We start from the raw sequence: 24,242 nt of genomic DNA, 5'->3' as shown, positions 1-24,242 counted from the left end.
TAGCTCCAGCGGAATGTGGCACGTCTGCGTGCGCGGTGATCGGTGTGACGTCGTGGGCCCGCATGGTCAGTCTCCGACCGCACCGGCGACCGGCCGGCTTGCGACGCCCGTGTGCCCGGGTCCTTCGGTGCCGGCGGCGGCCGCCCGGGGGAAGTTCAGCCTCAGCGCTGTCAGCATAGCCAGCACGGTGGCGACGGAGCCGAGAGCGTAGGCCACGATCACACGTACGGCCACCTCACCCGGCATGAAGGTGATGCCCATCAGCACCGCGGTACCCACGGCCCAGCAGAGCAGTTGCAGGTTGTGCCGCTTGAATACCATGAGCGCCTGTCCGAGGACCATCGCGAACATGTACGCCACGGTGCCCGCGGACAACAGGAAGAAGTCGAGGCAGCCCAGTGCCGGCTGCGCCTTGAAGAGGACCTCGATCAGCCACGGGCCGAGCACGGTGGCGGGCAGGCCGCCGAGCAGCCCGAGCGCTCCGACGACCATGCCGATCCGGCGCAGCATCGCCCAGAACGCGGCCCGGTCCCCGGCCGTGAAGGCGGTGGTGAGGCCGCTCAGCAGCGATGCCTGGAGCGAGCCGAAGACGAAGAGCGGCACCCGGGCCAGCACCAGCGCGCTCAGCAGTGCCGCGATCAGCACGCTGTCGGCGGGAGCCAGCAGCTTGGTGCTGATGACCGCCGCGTTGACGACGACCTGGGACAGCAGGGTCGAGCAGACGAGCAGACCGAGCCCGCCGCACAACTCCCGCCAGGCGACCGGCTCGCCGGGGCCGACCGCGCGCAGCAGCGCGGGCAGCGTGACGAGGGTCGCGGCGACGGGCGCGATGGCCAGGACCAGACTGAAGGCGAGCGCCGAGTGCAGTCCGAACACCGCGCAGCCGAAGGCGAGCAGGATGCGCAGCCCGCCGTCGACGGCCAGCTGGGTTCCGTACGCGCCGAAGCGGCCGAGGCCGGCGAGCACACCGCGGGTGAGGTAGCAGACGGCCATGCCGGTGAAGGCGCCGCCGAGCGCGGCCACCAGGGCGCGGTCGCCCTGGAACAGCAGATCGGCGATCGGGCCCGCGCCCAGCCCCAGTACGAGCAGGGTCGCGCCCAGGATCCCGGCGGTGAGCAGGGTGGCGCGGCGCAGCACGGGGGCGGCGCCCTGGCCCAGCACCACACGGGCGGAGACGATCCGGGTCAGCTCCTGCTCGATGGGGAAGAACACGCCGATGCCGATGGACATCACGACCGTCCAGAGCACCGAGACGTTCGCCATCTCCATGCCCTGCCCGGCCAGGCTGTGCCCGGCCACGCCCAGGTGGACGTACGAGGCCGCGCCGAGCACGACGGTGCCGCCGGCCACCGCGACGGTGCCCGGCGGCAGCGCCGCGGTGAGCTTGGTCAGCAGGGTCCTCATCCCGCGGTGCCGTCCCGGGCCGGGACGGCCAGTGCGGTGAAGGCGGGGGCTCGCAGGGCCTCGGCGAGCTGCTCGCGCCAGTCGGCCAGCGGCTCCAGGCCCGCCTCGGCCCAGCGGTCGTGGGCCAGCACGCTGAACGCGGGGCGCACGGCGGGGCGTACGAAGGCGGCGGAGGTGGTCGGGCGGATGCGCTCGGGGTCCAGGCCGCTGAGCCGGTAGGTCTCGCGGGCCAGCCCGCACCAGGTGGTGCGGCCGCTCGCGGTGCCGTGGTAGACGCCGCCGGGGGCGCGGCCGGCGAGCGCGGCCAGGCCGAGTTCGACCAGGCGGCGGGCGAGCGCGTACGACCAGGTGGGCTGGCCGTGCTGGTCGTCGACGACGTCCAGGGTGTCCCGCTGGGCGGCGAGCTTCAGCATGGTGGCGACGAAGTTCGGCCCGTGCTCGCCGTACAGCCAGGCCGTCCGGACGACGTACCCGTCCCGCGGCAGCAGTTCGGCCACGGCCCGTTCGCCGACGAGCTTTGAGCGCCCGTAGGCGTTGACCGGGCCGGTGGGGGCGTCCTCCGGGTACGGCTGGGCGGCGTCGCCGGGCAGCACGTAGTCGGTGGAGACGTGCAGCAGGCGCGCACCGGCCGCCGCGCAGGCCGCGGCCAGGACGCGAACGCCCGTGCCGTTGACGGCGGTGGCGGCCTCCTCGGCCGTCTCGGCGCCGTCCACGTCGGTCCATGCCGCGCAGTTGACGACGACGGCGATGCCCGCCACGGCGGCCCGGACGGCGTCCGCGTCGGTGATGTCGAGGTCGGCGCGGCCGAGGCCGACGGCTTCGATCCCGGCCTTCTTCAGCTCGGTCAGGACGTCCTGGCCCAGCATTCCGGCGGCGCCGGTGACGAGCCAGCGCCCGGCGGCGGGGTCGGCGCTCACTTCTGCAGGGCCGCCTTCGCCTTCAGGGGCTCCCACCAGGCACGGTTCTCGCGGTACCAGTCGATGGTGGCCTTGATGCCGTCCTCGAAGGTGACCTGCGGGGCGTAGCCCAGCTCGGAGCCGATCTTGCTGATGTCGATGGAGTAGCGCAGGTCGTGGCCCTTGCGGTCCTCGACCTGTTCGACCATGTCCCAGCCCAGGCCCGCGGCTTCCAGCAGGACGCCCGTGAGCTCCTTGTTGGTGAGCTCGGTGCCGCCGCCGATGTTGTAGACCTCGCCGGCGCGGCCCTTGCGCATCACGAGGTCGATGCCGCGGCAGTGGTCGGAGACGTGGAGCCAGTCGCGGACGTTGCCGCCGTTGCCGTAGAGCGGGACCTTCCGGCCGTCCATCAGGTTCGAGACGAACAGCGGGATGACCTTCTCCGGGAACTGGTAGTGCCCGTAGTTGTTGGAGCAGCGCGTGACCACCACGTCCATGCCGTGGGTGCGGTGGTAGGCCAGCGCCAGCAGGTCGGAGGACGCCTTGGAGGCGGAGTACGGGGAGTTGGGGACCAGCGGCCACTCCTCGGTCCAGGAGCCTTCGCTGATCGAGCCGTAGACCTCGTCGGTGGAGATGTGGACGAAGCGGCCGACCCCGTGCTTGCGGGCGGAGTCCAGCAGGACCTGCGTACCCAGGACGTTGGTCGTGACGAACGGTCCGGCGCCGGCGATCGAGCGGTCCACGTGGGACTCGGCGGCGAAGTGCACCACCACGTCGTGACCGGGCATCACCTGGTCGACGGCCTCGGCGTCGCAGATGTCGCCCTTGACGAAGGCGTAACCGGGGTGGTCCGCGACCGGTGCCAGGTTGGCCTCGACGCCCGAGTAGGTCAGCTTGTCGAAGACCGTGATCTGAGCCGTGGCGTCCGCGCCGAGCTGCTGGCGGACGAATTCTGAACCGATGAAGCCGGCGCCGCCGGTCACGAGGATGCGCATAATACGAAGAGTCTAGCGGCCCGCTGAACGTCACATTCCCGTGGCTCGGCTCCCCCGCGCCCTCTCGCATAGGGTGCTCCCCATGCGTGGAATCCTTTTGGCCGGTGGCACCGGATCGCGACTCTGGCCGTTGACCCGGGCCGTTTCGAAGCAGCTGCTGCCCGTCTTCGACAAGCCGATGATCTACTACCCGCTCTCCACCCTGGTGATGGCGGGGATCAGCGAAATCCTGATCATCACCACCCCGGACGACCGCGACCAGTTCGAGCGACTGCTCGGCGACGGTTCGCAGTTCGGTCTCAAGCTCGAATACGCCGTCCAGGAGCGTCCGGAGGGCATCGCCCAGGCCTTCGTGCTCGGCGCCGACTTCATCGGCGACGAATCCGTCGCACTCATCCTCGGCGACAACATCTTCCACGGCAGCGGCCTCGGTACCCGGCTCGCCCAGCACACCGACTCCAAGGGCGGCCGGGTCTTCGCGTACCCGGTGGCGGACCCGACGGCGTACGGCGTGGTCGAGTTCGACGAGAACGGCCAGGCGATATCCATCGAGGAGAAGCCGGCCAAGCCCAAGTCCCGTTACGCGGTACCGGGCCTCTACTTCTACGACAACCGCGTCGTGGAGATAGCCCGCGAGCTGAAGCCCAGCGCCCGCGGCGAGCTGGAGATCACCGCGGTCAACGACGCGTACCTCCAGGCCGGCGAGTTGAATGTCACCATCCTCGACCGCGGAACCGCCTGGCTCGACACCGGCACCTTCGTATCGATGGTGCAGGCCTCCGAGTTCGTCCGCGTCATCGAGGAGCGGCAGGGCTTCAAGATCGGGTGCATCGAGGAGGCGGCCTGGCGGGCCGGCCTGATCGATTCCGCGCAGCTGCGCGCGCTCGCCGAGCCGCTGCTCAAGAGCGGTTACGGGGACTACCTGGTGACGCTGCTCGACGAGGAGGAGGCACGATGAAGTTCCGTGAGCTGTCCATCGAGGGCGCCTTCGAAATCACCCCGCAGCTGCACGGGGACCCGCGAGGCCTGTTCACGGAGTGGTACCGCTTCGACCGGCTGGCCGAGGTCGTCGGACACCCGCTGAACCTGGCGCAGGCCAATCTCTCGGTCTCCTCGCGCGGCGTGGTCCGCGGCATCCACTTCGCCGACGTGCCGCGCGGCCAGGCCAAGTACGTGACCTGCGTGCGCGGCGCCGTCCTCGACGTCATCGTGGACCTGCGCGTGGGCTCGCCGACCTTCGGCCGGTGGGAGGGCGTCCGGCTGGACGACGAGGACCGCCGCGCGGTCTACCTCTCCGAGGGCCTCGGTCACGGCTTCTGCGCGCTGACCGACGACGCCACGCTCTCGTACCTCTGCTCGGAGACGTACAACCCGACCGGCGAGCACTCGGTCCACCCGCTGGACCCGGACCTGGGCATCGACTGGCCGGCCGACGTCCCGCTGCTGTCCGCCCGCGACGAGGCCGCCCCGTCGCTGCAGGACGCCATCGCGTCGGACCTGCTGCCGGACTACGCCGTCTGCAAGGAATTCACCGAGTCGCTGCGCGCGGGCTGAGCGCGCCGGAGCAGAGCAGAAAGGGCCGCACCCGTCGGGGTGCGGCCCTTTTCCGTACCCCCCGTGGCGAGGCGGCCGACCCGGGAGAAGGAGCCGGGGGTGGGGACACGCACGCCGAAGGGCCCCGCCCCACCGCCGGAGCGGTGGGACGGGGCCCTTCAGTGGAACTTGGTGCCCGGTGGACGGGCTACCAGGTCAGAACACGAATTACTTCGTGATCTTGGTGACCTGGCCGGCGCCCACGGTACGACCACCCTCACGGATGGCGAACTTCAGGCCCTCCTCCATGGCGACCGGCTGGATCAGCGCGACCGACATCTCGGTGTTGTCGCCCGGCATGACCATCTCGGTGCCCTGCGGGAGGGTCACGACGCCGGTCACGTCCGTGGTACGGAAGTAGAACTGCGGGCGGTAGTTGTTGAAGAACGGGGTGTGACGGCCACCCTCGTCCTTCGACAGGATGTAGGCCTGGGCCTCGAACTCGGTGTGCGGCGTGACCGAGCCGGGCTTGATGATGACCTGGCCGCGCTCGACGTCCTCGCGCTTGATGCCACGGAGGAGCAGACCGACGTTCTCGCCCGCCTGGCCCTCGTCGAGGAGCTTGCGGAACATCTCGATACCGGTGACCGTGGTGGTGGTCTTCTCTTCCTTGATACCGATGATGTCGACGGTCTCGTTGACCTTCAGGACACCACGCTCGATACGGCCGGTGACGACCGTACCGCGACCGGTGATCGTGAAGACGTCCTCGACGGGCATGAGGAACGGCTTCTCGGTGTCACGCGGCGGGGTCGGGATGGCCTCGTCGACGGCAGCCATGAGGCCGAGAAGCTTCTCGCCCCACTCCTTGTCGCCCTCAAGGGCCTTCAGCGCGGAGACGCGGACGACCGGAAGGTCGTCGCCCGGGAACTCGTACTCGGAGAGCAGCTCACGGACCTCGAGCTCGACGAGCTCAAGGATCTCCTCGTCGTCCACCATGTCGGCCTTGTTCAGGGCGACGACGATGTAGGGGACGCCGACCTGGCGGGCCAGGAGCACGTGCTCCTTGGTCTGCGGCATCGGGCCGTCAGTGGCGGCGACCACGAGGATGGCACCGTCCATCTGCGCGGCACCGGTGATCATGTTCTTGATGTAGTCCGCGTGACCGGGGCAGTCGACGTGGGCGTAGTGACGCGCTTCGGTCTGGTACTCGACGTGCGCGATGGAGATGGTGATACCGCGCTGGCGCTCCTCAGGAGCCTTGTCGATCTGGTCGAAGGCCGAGGCCTCGTTCAGGTCCGGGTACGCGTCATGCAGCACCTTGGTAATGGCGGCCGTGAGGGTCGTCTTACCGTGGTCAATGTGACCGATGGTGCCGATGTTGACGTGCGGCTTAGTCCGCTCGAACTTCGCCTTCGCCACGGGGGTCCTCCTGGAGAGTGGTTCTGTACGCCTTGCTCATCGGCGCCAGGTGATCTTTGCTGGATAGCCGGTTCCCCGGGGGCGACGGGAGGGTTGCTCCTGTTGCCCCAGAGGCTCCGGTGACAAGCCTAAAGCGTGTACTCGGAAGAGTTACTCGCCCTTGGCCTTCGCGATGATCTCCTCAGCGACGTTCCGGGGAACCTCGGCGTAGGAGTCGAACTGCATCGAGTAGCTGGCGCGACCCGAGGTCTTGCTGCGGAGGTCTCCGACGTAGCCGAACATCTCCGAAAGAGGCACGAGGCCCTTCACGACGCGAGCGCCGTGACGCTCCTCCATGGCCTGGATCTGGCCACGGCGGGAGTTGATGTCGCCGATGACGTCACCCATGTAGTCCTCGGGCGTGGTGACCTCGACGGCCATCATCGGCTCAAGCAGTACGGGGTTGGCCTTGCGCGCGGCCTCCTTGAAGGCCTGCGAACCGGCGATCTTGAAGGCGAGCTCGGAGGAGTCGACCTCGTGGTAGCCACCGTCGAGAAGAATGACGCGGACGCCAGTCATCTCGTAGCCGGCGAGGATGCCGAACTGCATGGCTTCCTGCGCACCCGCGTCGACCGAAGGGATGTACTCCTTCGGGATGCGGCCACCGGTGACCTTGTTCACGAACTCGTACGCCGGGCCGTCCGACTCGGTGATCGGCTCGATCGCGATCTGCACCTTGGCGAACTGACCGGTACCACCGGTCTGCTTCTTGTGGGTGTAGTCGTGACGCTCGACGGACTTACGGATCGTCTCACGGTACGCGACCTGCGGCTTACCGACGTTGGCCTCGACCTTGAACTCGCGCTTCATACGGTCGACCAGCACCTCAAGGTGCAGCTCGCCCATACCGCCGAGGATGGTCTGGCCGGTCTCCTCGTCCGAGTGAACGTGGAAGGAGGGGTCCTCCTCCGCGAGACGCTGGATGGCGACACCCAGCTTCTCCTGGTCACCCTTGGACTTGGGCTCGATGGCGACCTGGATGACCGGAGCCGGGAAGTCCATGGACTCCAGGATCACGGGTGCCTTGTCGTCACACAGCGTCTCACCGGTGGTGGTCTGCTTCAGGCCCATGACGGCGACGATGTCACCGGCGCCCACCGCGTCGATCTCTTCACGCTTGTTGGCGTGCATGCGGTAGATCTTGCCGATGCGCTCCTTCTTGCCCTTGACGGAGTTCAGCACCGCAGTGCCGGCCTCCAGGCGGCCCGAGTAAACCCGGACGAAGGTGAGCTTGCCGAGGTGCGGGTCGCTCATGATCTTGAACGCGAGCGCCGCGAGGGGCTCCTCGTCGGAAGGCTTGCGCTTCACGACGACCTCGGGGTCCTTGACGTCGTGGCCTTCGATGGCCTCGATGTCCAGGGGCGAGGGGAGGTAGCGCACGACGGCGTCGAGCAGGGGCTGAACACCCTTGTTCTTGAACGCCGTGCCACAGAACACCGCGGTGATCGTGGCGCCCTGGCCCTTGCCGGAGCCGATGATGATGCGGCGGACGGCGGCGTGCAGCTGCTCCACGGACGGCTCTTCGCCGCCGAGGTACAGCTCCATGATCTCGTCGTCGTTCTCGGCGACGGCCTCGATGAGCTTCCCGCGCCACTCTTCAGCGGCCTCGGTGTGCGTGTCGGGGATGTCGACGATGTCGTACATCTCGCCCTTGGTCGCCTCGGCGGACCAGACGAACGCCTTCATGGTGACCAGGTCGACAACGCCCTGGAAGTCCATCTCGGCGCCGATGGGGAGCTGCATGACGATCGGAACCGCACCGAGGCGGTCCTTGATCATGTCGACACAGCGGTGGAACTCGGCGCCGGTGCGGTCCAGCTTGTTGACGAAGCAGATCCGCGGGACGCCGTAACGGTCGGCCTGACGCCAGACCGTCTCGGACTGCGGCTCCACACCGGCGACACCGTCGAACACGGTGACGGCACCGTCGAGGACGCGGAGCGAACGCTCCACCTCGACCGTGAAGTCGACGTGACCCGGGGTGTCGATGATGTTGATGGTGTGGTCGACGTCTTCGAGCGGCCAGTGGCAGGTCGTCGCGGCGGACGTGATCGTGATGCCGCGCTCCTGCTCCTGCTCCATCCAGTCCATCGTGGCAGCGCCGTCGTGGACTTCACCGATCTTGTACGACACACCGGTGTAGAACAGGATCCGCTCGGTGGTGGTCGTCTTGCCCGCGTCGATGTGAGCCATGATGCCGATGTTGCGCACCTTGGCCAGGTCAAGCGAAGTGGTAGCCATAAGGCTTCGGTCTTCTCTCGGTCTCGATGTGGGGTGGGACTACCAGCGGTAGTGCGCGAAGGCCTTGTTGGACTCGGCCATCTTGTGCGTGTCCTCGCGCTTCTTGACGGCAGCGCCAAGACCGTTGGAGGCGTCGAGCAGCTCGTTCATGAGGCGCTCGGTCATGGTCTTCTCGCGGCGGGCGCGGGAGTAACCCACGAGCCAGCGCAGCGCGAGGGTGGACTGGCGGCCCGGCTTGACCTCGACCGGGACCTGGTAGGTCGCGCCACCGACACGGCGGGACTTGACCTCAAGGGCCGGCTTGACGTTCTCCAGCGCGCGCTTCAGCGTGATGACCGGGTCGTTGCCGGTCTTCTCGCGGAGGCCTTCCATGGCGCCGTAGACGATGCGCTCGGCGGTGGAGCGCTTGCCGTTCAGGAGGATCTTGTTGATGAGCGACGTCACCAGAGGAGATGCGTAGACCGGGTCGATGATGACCGGGCGCTTCGGGGCGGGGCCCTTACGAGGCATTCTTACTTCTCCTTCTTGGCGCCGTAGCGGCTGCGGGCCTGCTTGCGGTTCTTGACAGCCTGGGTGTCAAGCGCACCGCGGATGATCTTGTAACGAACACCCGGCAGGTCCTTCACACGGCCACCACGCACGAGCACGATCGAGTGCTCCTGCAGGTTGTGTCCCTCACCCGGAATGTAAGCGGTGACCTCGATGCCGGAGGTCAGACGCACACGCGCGACCTTGCGCAGCGCCGAGTTCGGCTTCTTCGGGGTGGTCGTGAACACACGCGTGCAGACGCCGCGACGCTGGGGCGAAGCCTCAAGCGCGGGGGTCTTAGTCTTCTCGACCTTGTCCTGCCGGCCCTTCCGGACCAGCTGCTGGATCGTAGGCACTACTTCTCCGGTTTCTGTGTGCCGTGTAGTGAAGCTAACCTGGAACATTTGCCGACCCACGCGGTCGGGTGTGTCGGATCCGGCGGACCTCCGCGCAAGCACGGAAACGCATGGATCGCGGTGGGTCTGATGTGGCTCGCATGCGGTTGATGGACACGCACATGAGCCCAGGCACACCCCAGGCACAAGGTCAGAGCGTACCTACCTCACAGAGGTAGGTCAAAACAAATGCCCAGCACGAAAACATCCCGGACGCAAGCGGGACGCACCGCCGGACCCCGCCGCCACCAGTGGATCAGCGGACGCGATCTTGGGCGGGCCCGGCGGCGGTCTCAGTCCCTCGCCCCGCGGCGGGCCTGAGGGGTGCCCGACTCGTCCGGGGAGACCTCAGCGGGGGCGTCACCCTGCGCGTCCTCGGGCTCCAGGAACTGGCTGACCACCTTGACGAAGACCTCGCGGCGCGACTCGGGGACGCCGAGCCAGCGGGCCGCGGGCCCGGGCGGTGGTGCCGCCGCGGGTGGCGTCGCGCACTGGCAGCCCCGGATGCGGCTCTACCTCTACACCGCCGCCGGATCGGGCACCACCGGGCAGGTCCGGGTACTCGTCGACGGCGTCCAGTGGGGCGACCCGGTGACCACCGGCGCGGTCTTCGACCGGACGGCTCTGGTCGCCGAGGACTTCAACGCGCGCTTCGGCAGCCTGCTCAAGGTGGAGATCCAGGCCCAGGTCACCACCGGCACCGGAGTCGTCTACGCGCAGCCGCTGATGATGTACGGCACCCAGAGCTGACGCCCCGGGGCGCCCGCTCGGACCCCGGAGCCGCGCCGAGCCCGCCCCGCCCCGGCCCGCCCCGCGCCCGCCGCCCGGGCCGGCTCCGGAAATGGCGCCGAGCCCGCCCGCCCGAACCCGGAAACCGCGCGCACCCGCCCGGCCCCGCCCGCGAGACCCCAGAGCCGCGCCGGACCCACCGGCGAGACCCCGTAGCCGCGCCGGACCCGCCCGCCCGGCCTCCGCGCCCCGCGCATCAACCCTGACCGCCCCTCCGGACCGGGAAGCGCGCCGAACCCCGGCCACCCGCCCGGGCAGAAAGGCCGCGTCAACCCTGACCGGGAGACCCGGGGCGAAGCCCCCGGCGGCATCGCGGCACGCGCGCCCGATATCCGGCTCCCCACCGCTCCACCACCCCCACCGCTTTCCTGCCCCCCCGCCCCCCGGGACGCCCTCAAGGTTCCGCGCTCCGGCTGAACCGTCCGCACCCCCGAACACCACACGAAAGAAGGTCCCCCATGTCCGAAGCCGCGAAGCGCACCCTTCGCACGGTCGTACAGACCGCGCTGGCCATAGCCGTCCTGCTGCCCGCCGCCGTGGACGCCTCCGGCATCCCGGCGACGCTCCCCTGGGTGGCCGGCGCGCTCGCCGCCGCCGTCCTCACCCGCCTGATGGCCGTGCCCGGGGTGCAGGCACTGCTGCCGGGCTGACTGCGTACCGAACCGCCCTACGACGCCGACCGCGAGCTGCGCGGCCTGCTCGCGCGCGCCCCGCGCGACCCGCGCGACGAGGGAGACCGTGCATGAGCGACCCGCACCAGGCGCACCAGGCGGATCCGCTGTCCGTCGCCGTGGAACTGGAACGCCTGCGCGGCACCATGGAGGCGGGCTTCGCCCGGGTCGACGGCTCGCTGGCCCTGCTGGTGCAGCGCAGCGACAGACGGACCGCCCGGTCGCCGACCACGAGTCGCGGCTGGACTCGCTTGAGCGGGCGCGCTGGCCGCTGGCCGCTGGCGAGCATGACCACGCTCGCGGCCGTCTCCGCGGTCGCCGTCACGGCCTGGCAGATCACCACCCAGTAGGACGTGCCCCACCCGCCGGGGCGGCCCACCCCCGGGCCGCCCCGGCGGCGGCGCCCGGCGACCTAGACTTGCAGACTGCCCCGGCGCGGGCGCGGGAGTCGATCAGCAGGGAGAGGACATTGGGGACCGTGGCACCGGAGCAGACCAGGATCGGCGCTCCGCCCCCCGACGACGATCCGCCGCGCCGCCGCCGACCGCGGCGGCTGTACGGTCCCCTGCTGGCCTTCCTGCTCACCTCGGCCGCCTTCTGCTCGGCCTGGGCGCTGCGCGGCACCTATCCCTTCGGCCCCACCGGCCGCGCCCTGAACGACCAGGCCAACCAGTACGTGCCCTTCCACCGCGCGCTCTGGGACCTGGTCCACGGCCAGGCCGCGGGCGATGTGCTCTTCAGCTGGCGGGGCGGCTTCGGGCAGCAGTTCCTGTCCGACTACTACACCTACCTCGGCAATCCCTTCTCCTGGCTGGCCGTGCTCGTCCCGCGCGCCCACGTCGACCTCGCCGTCTTCGCGATCACCCCGATCACGATGGGTACCGCCGCGGCCCTGATGACCGTCTACCTCGGCAAGCTGCACCCCGGCCCGTGGTGGCAGCGCGGTGTGCTCGGCGCCTGCTACGGCCTGTGCGGCTGGGCGCTCAGCGACGCCTCGTACATCCCGATGTGGCTGTGGGGCCTGGTCGCCCTGCCCCTGCTCGGCATCGCGGTCGAGTGGTGCCTGGAGGAGCGCCGCTGGCCCGGCGTCGCCCTGCTGGTGGCCCTGGCCTGGTTCGGCAACTTCTACACCGCGATGATGGCCACGATGGCCGCCTGCGTCCTGCTCGCCGTCCGGCTGATCCTCCGCGACATGAGCGCCGGGCAGCGGCTGCGCGCGGTGTGGCGGGCCGCGACGGCCGCCGGGACCGGGATCCTGCTCACCCTCCCGTTCCTGCTGCCGTCCTTCCTGTCCAGCGGGGCCGCGCAGCCCACCAAGGCCGCCGCCTTCGACCCGGTGCGGATCGAGATCTTCCTCAGCGGCATGCTCCCGGCCACCCACCTGTGGGGCGGCCGGCCGCGGCTGTACGTCGCCTCCCTCGGCCTGATCCTGGCCGGGGCCTTCCTCTTCAACTCCGCCATCAGCCGCAGGACCCGCCTGGTGTGGGCGGCCGCGATCCTGCTCGTGGCCGCCTCCTTCCAGTTCCCGCCCACGCAGTACGTGTGGCACGGCCTGGCGGTGCCCAACGGCAACCCGTACCGCGAGGCCTTCGTCTTCAGCGGGATGGTGGTCGTCGTGGCCTGGCTGGCGCTGGCCCACCGGCCGCGCCCGCTCCACCTGGCGCTGAGCGCCGGCCTGCTGGTCGCCGCCGCCTTCCTGCTGCGGCACACCGACGACTTCGGCGGCTGGACCTGGCATGCCGTACTGGGTGGTGGCGGCGTCTCCCTGCTGGCCCTGATCCTGCTGGGCCTCGGCGAGAAGCACCGGCGCCTGCTCCCCGTCGCGGCTGTCCTCATGGCCGGGGTCGTCTTCGCCGAGTCCACCGCCGCCGCGGCCAACGCGGACGCCCGCCGGGCCCGCGAGCGCTGGGCGAAGCCGGTCGCCACCTCGAACCAGTCGATCAGCCGCCACTTCGACGCCGTCCGGCAGGTCGACGGCTGGCCCGCGTACCGCACGGACCCGGGCGCGCCGCGGACCTCGTACAACGACGCCCTCGCCCTGCGGGCGGAGGGCCCGCAGTACTACAGCAGCTACCTGCCGGAAGCGACCTACCAGGCCCTGGAGCCGCTCGGCTACGGCTACAAGAACGACGGCCGGACCTTCTTCGGCGCCGACAACCCGGTACTCGACGCGATCTTCTCGATCGGCGCGCGGGTCCGCCCGGGCAGCGTCCCCGACACCTGGACGGCGGCGAGGTTCCCGGCGCCGCCGCTGGTCACGGTCCGTTCCGCGCCCTACACCTCACCGAATCCGCCGGTCAGCGTCTTCGCCCACCAGGAGGACGTCCTGGGCGCCACCGTCTACCAGGTGCCGCGGACGCTCCGCGGCGGCAGCGCCACGGAGCAGACGTACACCGCCCGGTGCGCGCCCGGCTCCGAGGCCTACTGGTACTCCCCCGCCCTCTACGGCACCCTGCGCACCGCCGGGACCGAGAAGCCGCTGGAGGACCGGATGAGCGGGGTGATCCCCCTCGGCGCCGTCCCCGCCTCCGGCCGGATCGAGGTCACGGTGAGCACCCGCACCGAGGGCGCCACCGCCGGGGAGCACCCGGTCGGCTGCCTGGACCGCGCGGCGCTCGACCGGGCGGTCGCGCACCTCACCGCCACGGGCGCCACCGAGGTCACGGCGGGCGGCCACAGCATCGAGGCGACCCTCCCCAAGGGCGCCACGGGCACCGCGGTCATCGCCACGACGGCGATCCCGGGCTGGCAGTGCACGGCGGGCTCGCGGACGCTCACCCCGGACAGCTTCCACGGCCTGCTGTCCGTGCCGCTGGCGCCGGGCACGGACAAGGTGGCCTGCGCCTTCACCCCCAAGGGCCTCACCCCCGGCCTCACCGGCGCGGCCCTCGCCCTCCTCGCCCTGGCCTCGGTCACGGCCGCCGGCCTGCGCCGCCGCCGCACCTGAGGCCGCACACGCGGGGCCTCCACCCCGCCCCGGGAACGAAGAAGCCCCCCGCCACTCCTCTTGGAGCGGCGGGGGGCTTCTTCGTTACGAGCCTCAGCCGTTGTACGGGCCGTAGTCGTAGTCCTCCAGCGGGACAGCCTGGCCGGAGCCGGTGCCGAAGGGCGAGTAGTCGATGTCGTCGTAACCGACGGCCGAGTACATCGCGGCCTTGGCCTCCTCGGTGGGCTCCACCCGGATGTTGCGGTAGCGGGCGAGGCCCGTACCGGCCGGGATGAGCTTACCGATGATGACGTTCTCCTTGAGGCCGATCAGGGAGTCGGACTTGGCGTTGATCGCCGCGTCCGTCAGAACCCTGGTCGTCTCCTGGAAGGACGCCGCCGACAGCCAGGACTCGGTCGCGAGCGAGGCCTTGGTGATACCCATCAGCTGCGGACGGCCGGAGGCGGGGTGACCGCCCTCGGTGACCACACGACGGTTCTCGGTCTCGAACTTCGACCGCTCGACCAGCTCGCCCGGCAGGAGCTCCGCGTCGCCGGACTCGATGATCGTCACGCGGCGCAGCATCTGCCGGATGATGATCTCGATGTGCTTGTCGTGGATCGACACGCCCTGCGAGTTGTAGACCTTCTGGACTTCGCCGACCAGGTGGACCTGGACGGCACGCTGACCGAGGATGCGCAGCACGTCGTGCGGGTTGGTGGCACCCATGGTGAGCTTCTGGCCCACCTCGACGTGGTCGCCCTCGTGCACGATGACCTTGGCGCGCTTCGAGATCGGGAAGGCCGTCTCGTCGCTGCCGTCGTCGGGCGTGATGACGATCTTCTTCGTCTTCTCGGTCTCCTCGATCCGCACGCGGCCGGCGGCCTCGGAGATCGGGGCGACACCCTTCGGCGTACGGGCCTCGAAGAGCTCGACGACACGCGGCAGACCCTGCGTGATGTCGTCACCGGCCACACCACCGGTGTGGAAGGTACGCATCGTCAGCTGGGTACCGGGCTCACCGATGGACTGGGCGGCGATGATGCCGACCGCCTCACCGATGTCGACCAGCTTGCCGGTGGCGAGCGAGCGTCCGTAGCAGAAGGCACAGGTGCCGACCGCGGACTCACAGGTCAGGACCGAGCGGGTCTTGACCTCCTCGACGCCGTTGGCGACCAGGGCGTCGATGAGCACGTCACCGAGGTCGACGTTGGCCGGCGCGATGACCTTGCCGTCGATGACGACGTCCTCGGCCAGCATGCGGGCGTAGATCGAGGTCTCGACGTCGTCGGCCTTGCGCAGCGCGCCGTCCTCGCCGCGAACGGCGATCTTCAGCTTCAGACCGCGCTCGGTGCCGCAGTCCTCCTCGCGGATGATCACGTCCTGCGAGACGTCCACCAGACGACGGGTCAGGTAACCCGAGTCGGCGGTACGCAGGGCGGTGTCCGCCAGACCCTTACGGGCACCGTGCGTGGAGATGAAGTACTCCAGAACGGTGAGGCCCTCACGGAAGGACGCCTTGATCGGACGCGGGATGGTCTCGTTCTTCGCGTTCGACACCAGACCGCGCATACCGGCGATCTGCCGCATCTGCATCATGTTTCCTCGGGCACCCGAGTCAACCATCATGAAGATGGGGTTCGTCTTGGGGAAGTTCGCGTTCATCGCCTCGGCAACCTCGTTGGTCGCCTTGGTCCAGATGTTGATGAGCTCCTGCGTGCGCTCGTCCTTGGTGATCAGACCGCGCTCGTACTGCTTCTGGACCTTCTCGTCCAGCTCCTCGTAGCCCTTGACGATGGCCTTCTTGGCCTCGGGCACGACGACGTCGGAGATGGCCACGGTGACGCCCGAACGGGTCGCCCAGTGGAAGCCGGCCGCCTTCAGGTTGTCGAGCGTCGCCGCCACGATGACCTTGGGGTAGCGCTCCGCCAGGTCGTTGACGATCTCGGAGAGCTGCTTCTTGCCCACCGAGTAGTCGACGAACGGGTAGTCCTCGGGCAGCAGCTCGTTGAAGAGCGCGCGGCCCAGGGTGGTGCGCAGACGGAAGCTGTCGCCCGGCTGGAACTCACGCTCCGTGACGCCGTCGTCCCCGCTCTCCGCGACCGGCGGCACCCAGCCGCGCGGCGGGATGGTGCCCACCGGGAAGCGGATGTCGACGGGCGACTGGAGCGCGAGCTCGCCGTTGTCGAACGCCATGGTCGCCTCGGCCGTGGAGCCGAACGCGCGGCCCTCGCCCTTGGTGTCACGGAGTTCACCGTCGGTGGTCAGGAAGAACAGACCGAGGACCATGTCCTGGGTCGGCATCGTGACCGGACGGCCGTCGGCCGGCTTGAGGATGTTGTTCGAGGACAGCATCAGGATGCGGGCCTCGGCCTGCGCCTCCGCGGAGAGCGGCAGGTGCACGGCCATCTGGTCACCGTCGAAGTCCGCGTTGAAGGCGGTGCAGACGAGCGGGTGGATCTGGATGGCCTTGCCTTCGACCAGCTGGGGCTCGAAGGCCTGGATGCCGAGGCGGTGCAGCGTGGGCGCACGGTTCAGCAGCACCGGGTGCTCGGCGATGACCTCTTCGAGCACGTCGTAGACGACCGTACGGCCGCGCTCGACCATGCGCTTCGCCGACTTGATGTTCTGCGCGTGGTTCAGGTCGACCAGGCGCTTCATCACGAACGGCTTGAAGAGCTCCAGCGCCATGGCCTTCGGCAGACCGCACTGGTGCAGCTTCAGCTGCGGACCGACGACGATCACGGAACGCGCGGAGTAGTCCACACGCTTGCCGAGGAGGTTCTGGCGGAACCGGCCCTGCTTGCCCTTCAGCATGTCGCTGAGGGACTTCAGCGGACGGTTGCCGGGGCCCGTGACGGGGCGGCCACGACGGCCGTTGTCGAAGAGGGCGTCGACCGCCTCCTGGAGCATCCGCTTCTCGTTGTTCACGATGATCTCGGGGGCACCGAGGTCGAGCAGGCGCTTCAGGCGGTTGTTGCGGTTGATCACGCGGCGGTACAGGTCGTTCAGGTCGGAGGTCGCGAAGCGGCCACCGTCCAGCTGCACCATCGGACGCAGGTCCGGCGGGATCACCGGCACGCAGTCCAGAACCATGCCCTTGGGCTTGTTGCTGGTCTGCAGGAACGCGGAGACGACCTTGAGGCGCTTGAGCGCACGGGTCTTCTTCTGGCCCTTGCCGGTACGGATGATCTCGCGGAGGCGCTCGGCCTCCTCCTCCAGGTCGAAGGACTCCAGGCGCTTCTGCAGCGCGGCGGCGCCCATGCAGCCGTCGAAGTACGTGCCGAAGCGGTCACGCAGCTCGCGGTAGAGCAGCTCGTCGCCCTCCAGGTCCTGGACCTTGAGGTTCTTGAAGCGGGCCCACACCTCGTCGAGGCGGTCGATCTCGCGCTGGGCGCGGTCACGGAGCTGCTTCATCTCGCGCTCGGCACCTTCGCGCACCTTGCGGCGTACGTCGGCCTTCGCGCCCTCGGCCTCAAGCTCGGCCAGGTCGGTCTCAAGCTTCTTGGCACGGCCTTCGAGGTCCGCGTCACGGCGGTTCTCGATCTGCTGGCGCTCGACGGATACGTGCGCCTCCAGCGACGGGAGGTCGCGGGTGCGGCGCTCGTCGTCGACGAACGTGATCATGTACGCGGCGAAGTAGATGACCTTTTCGAGGTCCTTCGGCGCGAGGTCCAGCAGGTAGCCCAGGCGCGACGGGACGCCCTTGAAGTACCAGATGTGGGTGACGGGAGCGGCAAGCTCGATGTGGCCCATCCGCTCACGGCGCACCTTGGCGCGCGTGACTTCGACGCCACAGCGCTCACAGATGATGCCCTTGAAGCGGACACGCTTGTACTTGCCGCAGTAGCACTCCCAGTCCCGGGTCGGACCGAAGATCTTCTCGCAGAAGAGTCCGTCCTTCTCGGGCTTGAGGGTGCGGTAGTTGATGGTCTCCGGCTTCTTGACCTCGCCGTGGGACCAGGTTCGGATGTCGTCCGCGGTGGCAAGGCCGATCCGCAGCTCGTCGAAGAAGTTGACGTCGAGCACTGTGCGTCAATCCCTCTTTCGGGGTCGAGTCTCAATCATGGTCTGAACGGTCCCGGGGATGACGGGGGGCTCTCTTCGGAGCCCCCCGTCAGGCCCGTCAGACCTCTTCGACGCTGCTCGGCTCACGCCGGGACAGGTCGATACCGAGCTCCTCCGCCGCGCGGAAGACGTCCTCGTCGGTGTCGCGCATCTCGATGGACATGCCGTCCGAGGACAGCACCTCCACGTTGAGGCAGAGCGACTGCATTTCCTTGATGAGCACCTTGAAGGACTCGGGAATGCCCGGCTCGGGAATGTTCTCGCCCTTGACGATGGCCTCGTAGACCTTCACGCGGCCGGTGACGTCGTCGGACTTGATGGTCAGCAGTTCCTGGAGGGCGTAAGCGGCGCCATAAGCCTCCAGCGCCCACACCTCCATCTCACCGAACCGCTGGCCACCGAACTGTGCCTTACCACCCAGCGGCTGCTGCGTGATCATCGAGTACGGACCGGTCGACCGGGCGTGGAGCTTGTCGTCGACCAGGTGGTGGAGCTTGAGGATGTACATGTACCCGACCGAGATCGGGTCCGGGAACGGCTCACCGGAGCGGCCGTCGAACAGACGCGCCTTGCCGGACGGCATGACCAGGCGGTCTCCGTCGCGGTTCGGGATGGTGTGCTCGAAGAGGCCGGCGAGCTCGTCCTCACGGGCACCGTCGAAGACCGGGGTGGCGACGTTGGTACCGGGCGCGACCTTGTCGGCACCGATGACCTTCAGACGCTCGGCCCACTCCTCGCCGAGACCGGAGACGTCCCAGCCGCGGCTGGCGAGCCAGCCGAGGTGGATCTCCAGGACCTGGCCCGGGTTCATTCGGGACGGGACACCCAGCGGGTTCAGGATGATGTCGACCGGCGTGCCGTCCTCAAGGAAGGGCATGTCCTCGATCGGAAGGATCTTGGAGATAACACCCTTGTTGCCGTGGCGGCCGGCGAGCTTGTCACCGTCGGTGATCTTGCGCTTCTGGGCGACGTAGACGCGGACCAGCTGGTTCACGCCCGGAGGAAGCTCGTCGCCCTCCTCGCGGTCGAAGACGCGGACACCGATGACCTTGCCGATCTCACCGTGAGGGACCTTGAGCGAGGTGTCACGCACCTCGCGGGCCTTCTCACCGAAGATCGCGCGGAGCAGGCGCTCCTCCGGGGTCAGCTCGGTCTCGCCCTTGGGCGTGACCTTGCCGACCAGGATGTCGCCGGCGACGACGTCCGCACCGATGCGGATGATGCCGCGCTCGTCGAGGTCCGCGAGGACCTCCTCGGAGACGTTCGGGATGTCCCGGGTGATCTCCTCGGGGCCGAGCTTGGTGTCACGGGCGTCGACCTCGTGCTCCTCGATGTGGATCGAGGAGAGGACGTCGTCCTGTACGAGGCGCTGCGACAGGATGATCGCGTCCTCGTAGTTGTGGCCTTCCCACGGCATGAACGCGACGAGCAGGTTCTTGCCGAGGGCCATTTCGCCCTCTTCGGTCGCCGGACCGTCGGCGAGGACCTGGTCCTCGACGATGCGGTCACCCTCGTTGACGATGACCTTCTGGTTGACCGAAGTGCCCTGGTTCGAGCGGGAGAACTTGGCGACGCGGTACGTGGTGTACGTGCCGTCGTCGTTGGCGACGGTGATGTAGTCGGCCGAGACCTCCTGGACGACACCGTCCTTCTCCGCCTTGATCGAGTCACCGGCGTCGACCGCGCAGCGGTACTCCATGCCGGTGCCGACGAGCGGGGCCTCCGCCTTGATGAGCGGAACGGCCTGGCGCATCATGTTCGCGCCCATGAGGGCGCGGTTGGCGTCGTCGTGCTCCAGGAACGGGATCATCGCGGTCGCGACGGACACCATCTGGCGCGGGGAGACGTCCATGTAGTCGACGTCGTCGCCGGCGATGTAGTCGATCTCGCCGCCACGACGGCGCACCAGTACGCGCGTCTCGGTGAAGCGCATGTCGTCGGACAGGCCGGCGTTGGCCTGGGCGATGACGAAGCGGTCTTCCTCGTCGGCGGTCAGGTAGTCGACCTCGTCGGTGACGACACCGTCGATGACCTTGCGGTACGGGGTCTCGACGAAACCGAAGGCGTTGACCCGGCCGTAGGAGGCGAGCGAGCCGATCAGACCGATGTTCGGGCCTTCAGGGGTCTCGATCGGGCACATGCGGCCGTAGTGCGACGGGTGGACGTCACGGACCTCGAAGCCTGCCCGCTCACGGGACAGACCACCGGGGCCCAGCGCCGACAGGCGGCGCTTGTGGGTCAGACCCGACAGCGGGTTGTTCTGGTCCATGAACTGCGACAGCTGGCTGGTGCCGAAGAACTCCTTGATGGAGGCGACGACCGGCCGGATGTTGATCAGGGTCTGCGGCGTGATCGCCTCGACGTCCTGGGTCGTCATCCGCTCGCGGACGACGCGCTCCATACGAGCCAGACCCGTGCGGACCTGGTTCTGGATGAGCTCGCCGACGTTGCGCAGACGACGGTTGCCGAAGTGGTCGATGTCGTCGGTCTCGACCACGATCGAACGGCCGGACTCGCCGGTCGTCTCGGTCTCGCCGGCGTGCAGCTTGACCAGGTACTTGATCGTGGCGATGACGTCGTCGGTGGTGAGCACCCCGGCGTCGAGCGGCTCATCGGCGCCGAGCTTCTTGTTCACCTTGTAGCGGCCGACCTTCGCGAGGTCGTAGCGCTTGGGGTTGAAGTAGAGGTTCTCAAGCAGCGTCTGAGCGGCCTCGCGGGTCGGCGGTTCGCCCGGACGCAGCTTGCGGTAGATGTCGAGCAGCGCGTCGTCCTGACCCTGGGTGTGGTCCTTCTCCAGGGTGGCGCGCATGGACTCGTACTGGCCGAACTCCTCCATGATCTGCTCGGTGGTCCAACCGAGAGCCTTCAGGAGAACGGTGACGGACTGCTTGCGCTTGCGGTCGATGCGGACACCGACCATGTCGCGCTTGTCGATCTCCATCTCCAGCCAGGCACCCCGGGACGGGATGATCTTGGCGGAGAAGATGTCCTTGTCGGACGTCTTGTCGATCGAGGAGTCGAAGTAGACACCGGGGGAACGGACAAGCTGCGACACGACGACACGCTCGGTGCCGTTGATGACGAAGGTGCCCTTGTTGGTCATGAGCGGGAAATCGCCCATGAAGACCGTCTGAGACTTGATCTCTCCGGTCTCGTTGTTCGTGAACTCGGCTGTAACGAACAGCGGCGCCGCGTACGTGAAGTCGCGGTCCTTGCACTCGTCGACAGAGTTCTTCGCCGGCTCGAAACGGTGGTCGCGGAAGGTCAGCGACATCGACCCGGAGAAGTCCTCGATCGGCGAGATCTCCTCGAAGATCTCTTCCAGACCGGACTTGGTGGGGACGTCCTGTCCACTCTCAAGCGCCGACTCGACGCGGGCCTTCCAGGCCGCGTTGCCGAGCAGCCAGTCAAAGCTCTCGGTCTGCAGCGCCAGGAGGTTCGGAACCTCCAGGGGCTCCTTGATCTTTGCAAAGGAGATGCGCAGCGGGGCGGTGCTGGCACCGTTGTTCGTATTGGTCGAGGCGTTGCGCGAGGCGGCCAAGAGGGGGTCCTTCCGAGGGCTCGGACTCACTACGCGCGTACCGGTCCCAGCCGACACAGAAGACAAGCGCTCCCAATCTGGTTTTAAGGTCCAGGTCAGGGCGATCAATCAGTGTGCTCAAGCGTGGGTATGCCCCTGGCGACGGGCAGGGGGCAGCTAACAGGCAGCGCAAAGGGTCAGTGTAGCCAACAGGCTCACTGATGTCCAGACCAGGTTTCCGGAAACCGGCAACAGGCCTTCCCCAGGTAGTTCAAACTGCGTCCAACGCTGCGGCACTCGCACACAGAGCGCGTATCAGTACTGCCCTCTTCGTAGTCGATCCATGCCTCGAATCCCGGATCGAGCTGTCCGAGCCGCGAGCCGGTTTGAGAATTGCGCGCCGCGTCCCGTTCGTCAAGGCCCCCTGCTCCGTGCGGATCATCTCCGGATCCCGCCGCGGGGCAACGATGATCACCCTACTCCCCAACGAGACCAGGGCAAATCAGGCACTGCGGGTACGCCGAAGGGCGACCACCCTTACGGGTGATCGCCCTTCGCGGGAGCCTTCAGGAGGCTCCTGAGGTGTTACTTGACCTCGACGCCGGCGCCGGCGGCCTTGAGGGCCTCGGCGGCCTTGTCAGCGGCCTCCTTGGCGACCTTCTCCAGGACGGGCTTGGGGGCGCCGTCCACGAGGTCCTTGGCCTCCTTGAGGCCCAGGGAGGTCAGCTCGCGCACGACCTTGATGACCTGGATCTTCTTGTCACCGGCAGAGGTGAGGACGACGTCGAACTCGTCCTGCTCCTCGGCGGCCTCGGCCGGGGCACCCGGGGCACCCGGGGCGGCGACGGCGACGGCCGCGGCGGCGGTGACGTCGAACTTCTCCTCGAAGGCCTTCACGAACTCGGAGAGCTCGATGAGGGTCATCTCCTCGAACTGAGCGAGGAGGTCGTCCTGAGAGAGCTTCGCCATGATGGGCGATCCTTCCACTAATTCGGCAGGTGCCGGATGTATTGAGAGGCGGGCGTAACGGCCCGCTACGACCCACGCACTAGGCGGCGCAGATCAGTGCGCGAGCCGAATTACTCGGCACCGCCCTGCTCGGCGAGCTTGACGCGAAGCGCTTCCGCAGTGCGGACGAACTTCGACGGCAGCGCCTGGAAGAGCGAGGCAGCCTGAGACTGCTTGCCCTTGAACGCGCCGGCCAGCTTGCTGAGCAGAACCTCGCGGGACTCGAGGTCCGCAAGCTTCTTGATCTCATCGGCGGTGAGCGCCTTACCATCAAGGACACCCGCCTTGATGATGAGGTTCGGGTTGTCCTTGGCGAAGTCACGCAGGCTCTTCGCCGACTCCACCGGGTCACCGGTGATGAAGGCGACCGCGGTCGGACCAGCGAAGTGCTCGTCCAGCGCGGTGATCCCGGCCTGGTTGGCCGCAATCTTGGTCAGCGTGTTCTTCACCACGGCGTACTGGGCGTTCTCACCGAGCGAACGACGCAGCGTCTTGAGCTGCGCGACGGTGAGACCCCGGTACTCGGTCAGCACGGCGGCGTTCGAGCTCTGGAACGCGTCCGCGAGCTCGGCTACCGCGGCAGCCTTGTCGGGCCTTGCCATAGAGCGTCGGCCTCCTTCCGGGTGATGAGGACCGCTCAGAAGGGGCTGAACAAACGAAACGCCCCGGCGCAAGCGCACGGGGCTTAAGCTCAACTGGATCTCTCCGGGAACTTCTCCACGAACACCTGCGCAGGACGTCCGCGGTCAGCGGATCCTTCGGCCGCCGCACCCTTTCGGACACGGCAACGACCAGCGGTCTTTGGCTTCTGGTGGAGCTTACGTGAAAGGTTCGAGCCAAGGCAAATCGCCTCATCGGGCACCGGCGCCGACGACCGGCCGCAGCCATCGGCGGGGCCTTGAGGAGCGCTCGCCCGGCCTCCGGCAGCCCGTACGAGCCTGTGAGCGGCCCGTACGCGAAAGGACCCCTCGCCGCCCGTGAAGGCGGGCGAGGGGCCCCTTTCAGCCACTCGGTGAGCCGTCAGGCTCAGACAGCAGCCGGGTCTTCCTCGACGAGGAGGTTCCGGGTGCGGTTCGAGTCCAGCGAGATGCCGGGACCCATCGTGGTGCTCAGGGCGGCCTTCTTGATGTAGCGGCCCTTCGCGGCGGACGGCTTCAGACGAAGGATCTCGTCCAGGGCCGCGCCGTAGTTCTCGACGAGCTGCTCATCGGAGAAGGAGACCTTGCCGATGATGAAGTGCAGGTTCGAGTGCTTGTCGACGCGGAACTCGATCTTGCCACCCTTGATCTCGGTGACGGCCTTGGCGACGTCCATCGTGACGGTGCCGGTCTTCGGGTTCGGCATGAGGCCACGGGGACCGAGCACGCGGCCGAGGCGGCCGACCTTGCCCATGAGGTCCGGGGTGGCGACAACGGCGTCGAACTCGTTGAGGCGGTTGCCCTTGGCAATCTCGTTGATGAGCTCGTCGTCGCCGACGATGTCGGCGCCGGCGGCTACCGCGGCCGCGGCACGGTCACCGGTCGCGAAGACCAGGACCCGGGCGGTCTTGCCGGTGCCGTGCGGGAGGTTCACGGTGCCGCGGACCATCTGGTCGGCCTTGCGCGGGTCGACACCCAGGCGGAAGGCGACCTCGACGGTGCTGTCGAACTTGGTCGCGGAGGTCTCCTTGGCGAGACGGACGGCCTCGAGCGGGGCGTACTGCTTCTCCCGGTCGACCTTGGCGTCCGCAGCGCGGAGAGTCTTGCTGCGCTTCACTTCTGCTCCTGTGTTGTGACTTCAGGTGTGGAGTCGTGGTGCGGGCCAGCGC

Annotated in this window: 17 protein-coding genes and 1 pseudogene; 6 read left to right on the top strand and 12 right to left on the bottom strand. The window is 68.4% G+C overall.

Annotated elements, in window-relative coordinates; genetic code table 11:
• Window positions 1-66: 66 nt before the first annotated feature.
• The 3 genes from ACWDX7_RS00600 to rfbB are packed head-to-tail and all read right to left on the bottom strand — an operon-like array spanning window position 67 to window position 3,295.
• Window positions 67-1,404, bottom strand: coding sequence for a hypothetical protein (locus tag ACWDX7_RS00600; protein ID WP_451488967.1), 1,338 nt, complete (start codon window positions 1,402-1,404; stop codon window positions 67-69).
• The gene (gene rfbD / locus ACWDX7_RS00595; RefSeq protein WP_451488968.1) at window positions 1,401-2,321 is read right to left on the bottom strand and encodes a dTDP-4-dehydrorhamnose reductase; all 921 of its coding nucleotides are present in this window, start codon (window positions 2,319-2,321) and stop codon (window positions 1,401-1,403) included. Before rfbD ends, ACWDX7_RS00600 begins: the two co-directional genes overlap by 4 nt.
• On the bottom strand, window positions 2,318-3,295 hold the full coding sequence (gene rfbB, locus ACWDX7_RS00590; protein ID WP_451488969.1) for a dTDP-glucose 4,6-dehydratase: 978 nt from the start codon (window positions 3,293-3,295) through the stop codon (window positions 2,318-2,320). The genes rfbD and rfbB overlap by 4 nt, the downstream gene beginning before the upstream one ends.
• Before the next feature lie 82 nt (window positions 3,296-3,377).
• On the opposite strand from rfbB, the gene rfbA reads away from it, so the two are divergent.
• Window positions 3,378-4,253 carry a glucose-1-phosphate thymidylyltransferase RfbA gene (rfbA, locus tag ACWDX7_RS00585; RefSeq protein WP_451488970.1) on the top strand — a complete coding sequence of 292 codons (876 nt, stop codon included), beginning with the start codon at window positions 3,378-3,380 and terminating at the stop codon, window positions 4,251-4,253.
• Window positions 4,250-4,849: a dTDP-4-dehydrorhamnose 3,5-epimerase gene (gene rfbC / locus ACWDX7_RS00580; protein WP_451488971.1), complete on the top strand. Its 600-nt coding sequence runs from the start codon at window positions 4,250-4,252 to the stop codon at window positions 4,847-4,849. The genes rfbA and rfbC overlap by 4 nt, the downstream gene beginning before the upstream one ends.
• 207 nt (window positions 4,850-5,056) lie before the next feature.
• On the opposite strand, the gene tuf is transcribed toward rfbC, so the two are convergent.
• The 4 genes from tuf to rpsL all read right to left on the bottom strand — a co-directional run bounded on the left by tuf (window position 5,057) and on the right by rpsL (window position 9,414).
• Window positions 5,057-6,250, bottom strand: a complete 1,194-nt coding sequence (gene tuf, locus ACWDX7_RS00575; RefSeq protein ID WP_030298186.1) for an elongation factor Tu — start codon at window positions 6,248-6,250, stop codon at window positions 5,057-5,059.
• 150 nt (window positions 6,251-6,400) lie between these two features.
• Window positions 6,401-8,530 (bottom strand): elongation factor G, encoded by a 2,130-nt coding sequence (fusA, locus tag ACWDX7_RS00570; protein WP_451488972.1) that lies wholly within the window; start codon window positions 8,528-8,530, stop codon window positions 6,401-6,403.
• A gap of 39 nt (window positions 8,531-8,569) precedes the next feature.
• Entirely contained in the window at window positions 8,570-9,040 is a 471-nt protein-coding gene (rpsG, locus tag ACWDX7_RS00565) for a 30S ribosomal protein S7 (RefSeq protein WP_451488973.1), read from the bottom strand.
• A 2-nt stretch (window positions 9,041-9,042) separates the two neighbouring features.
• Window positions 9,043-9,414: a 30S ribosomal protein S12 gene (rpsL, locus tag ACWDX7_RS00560; protein ID WP_007265893.1), complete on the bottom strand. Its 372-nt coding sequence runs from the start codon at window positions 9,412-9,414 to the stop codon at window positions 9,043-9,045.
• A gap of 441 nt (window positions 9,415-9,855) precedes the next feature.
• Between rpsL and ACWDX7_RS00555 the strand changes: the two genes are divergently transcribed.
• The 4 genes and pseudogenes from ACWDX7_RS00555 to ACWDX7_RS00540 all read left to right on the top strand — a co-directional run bounded on the left by ACWDX7_RS00555 (window position 9,856) and on the right by ACWDX7_RS00540 (window position 13,860).
• Window positions 9,856-10,203: a hypothetical protein gene (locus ACWDX7_RS00555; RefSeq protein WP_451488974.1), complete on the top strand. Its 348-nt coding sequence runs from the start codon at window positions 9,856-9,858 to the stop codon at window positions 10,201-10,203.
• Between the two features lie 497 nt (window positions 10,204-10,700).
• Window positions 10,701-10,892, top strand: a complete 192-nt coding sequence (locus ACWDX7_RS00550; RefSeq protein ID WP_451488975.1) for a hypothetical protein — start codon at window positions 10,701-10,703, stop codon at window positions 10,890-10,892.
• A gap of 92 nt (window positions 10,893-10,984) precedes the next feature.
• A pseudogene (locus tag ACWDX7_RS00545) lies at window positions 10,985-11,263 on the top strand (hypothetical protein).
• 128 nt (window positions 11,264-11,391) lie between these two features.
• Window positions 11,392-13,860, top strand: coding sequence for a YfhO family protein (locus tag ACWDX7_RS00540; protein ID WP_451488976.1), 2,469 nt, complete (start codon window positions 11,392-11,394; stop codon window positions 13,858-13,860).
• Between the two features lie 93 nt (window positions 13,861-13,953).
• Here the strand turns inward: ACWDX7_RS00540 and ACWDX7_RS00535 are convergent, their stop codons facing one another.
• From ACWDX7_RS00535 to rplA, 5 genes are all read right to left on the bottom strand, one after another.
• Complete coding sequence (locus ACWDX7_RS00535) at window positions 13,954-17,868, bottom strand: DNA-directed RNA polymerase subunit beta' (protein ID WP_451488977.1); 3,915 nt, start codon at window positions 17,866-17,868, stop codon at window positions 13,954-13,956.
• A gap of 97 nt (window positions 17,869-17,965) precedes the next feature.
• Window positions 17,966-21,448, bottom strand: coding sequence for a DNA-directed RNA polymerase subunit beta (gene rpoB / locus ACWDX7_RS00530; RefSeq protein WP_451488978.1), 3,483 nt, complete (start codon window positions 21,446-21,448; stop codon window positions 17,966-17,968).
• Between the two features lie 564 nt (window positions 21,449-22,012).
• Window positions 22,013-22,396: a 50S ribosomal protein L7/L12 gene (gene rplL / locus ACWDX7_RS00525; RefSeq protein WP_355410198.1), complete on the bottom strand. Its 384-nt coding sequence runs from the start codon at window positions 22,394-22,396 to the stop codon at window positions 22,013-22,015.
• A 110-nt stretch (window positions 22,397-22,506) separates the two neighbouring features.
• The gene (rplJ, locus tag ACWDX7_RS00520; RefSeq protein WP_451488979.1) at window positions 22,507-23,037 is read right to left on the bottom strand and encodes a 50S ribosomal protein L10; all 531 of its coding nucleotides are present in this window, start codon (window positions 23,035-23,037) and stop codon (window positions 22,507-22,509) included.
• A gap of 424 nt (window positions 23,038-23,461) precedes the next feature.
• Complete coding sequence (gene rplA, locus ACWDX7_RS00515; protein ID WP_451488980.1) at window positions 23,462-24,190, bottom strand: 50S ribosomal protein L1; 729 nt, start codon at window positions 24,188-24,190, stop codon at window positions 23,462-23,464.
• Window positions 24,191-24,242: the final 52 nt, after the last annotated feature.

Source organism: Streptomyces sp. NPDC003034 (assembly GCF_053591375.1).
This window is presented reverse-complemented; position numbering and strand designations above follow the sequence as displayed.

Coding starts and splice junctions, on each gene's coding strand:
- ACWDX7_RS00600 (WP_451488967.1), bottom strand. CDS start 1,404: ATGAGGACCCTGCTGACCAAGCTCACCGCGGCGCTGCCGCCGGGCACC.
- rfbB (WP_451488969.1), bottom strand. CDS start 3,295: ATGCGCATCCTCGTGACCGGCGGCGCCGGCTTCATCGGTTCAGAATTC.
- rfbA (WP_451488970.1), top strand. CDS start 3,378: ATGCGTGGAATCCTTTTGGCCGGTGGCACCGGATCGCGACTCTGGCCG.
- rfbC (WP_451488971.1), top strand. CDS start 4,250: ATGAAGTTCCGTGAGCTGTCCATCGAGGGCGCCTTCGAAATCACCCCG.
- fusA (WP_451488972.1), bottom strand. CDS start 8,530: ATGGCTACCACTTCGCTTGACCTGGCCAAGGTGCGCAACATCGGCATC.
- rpsG (WP_451488973.1), bottom strand. CDS start 9,040: ATGCCTCGTAAGGGCCCCGCCCCGAAGCGCCCGGTCATCATCGACCCG.
- ACWDX7_RS00550 (WP_451488975.1), top strand. CDS start 10,701: ATGTCCGAAGCCGCGAAGCGCACCCTTCGCACGGTCGTACAGACCGCG.
- rplL (WP_355410198.1), bottom strand. CDS start 22,396: ATGGCGAAGCTCTCTCAGGACGACCTCCTCGCTCAGTTCGAGGAGATG.
- rplJ (WP_451488979.1), bottom strand. CDS start 23,037: ATGGCAAGGCCCGACAAGGCTGCCGCGGTAGCCGAGCTCGCGGACGCG.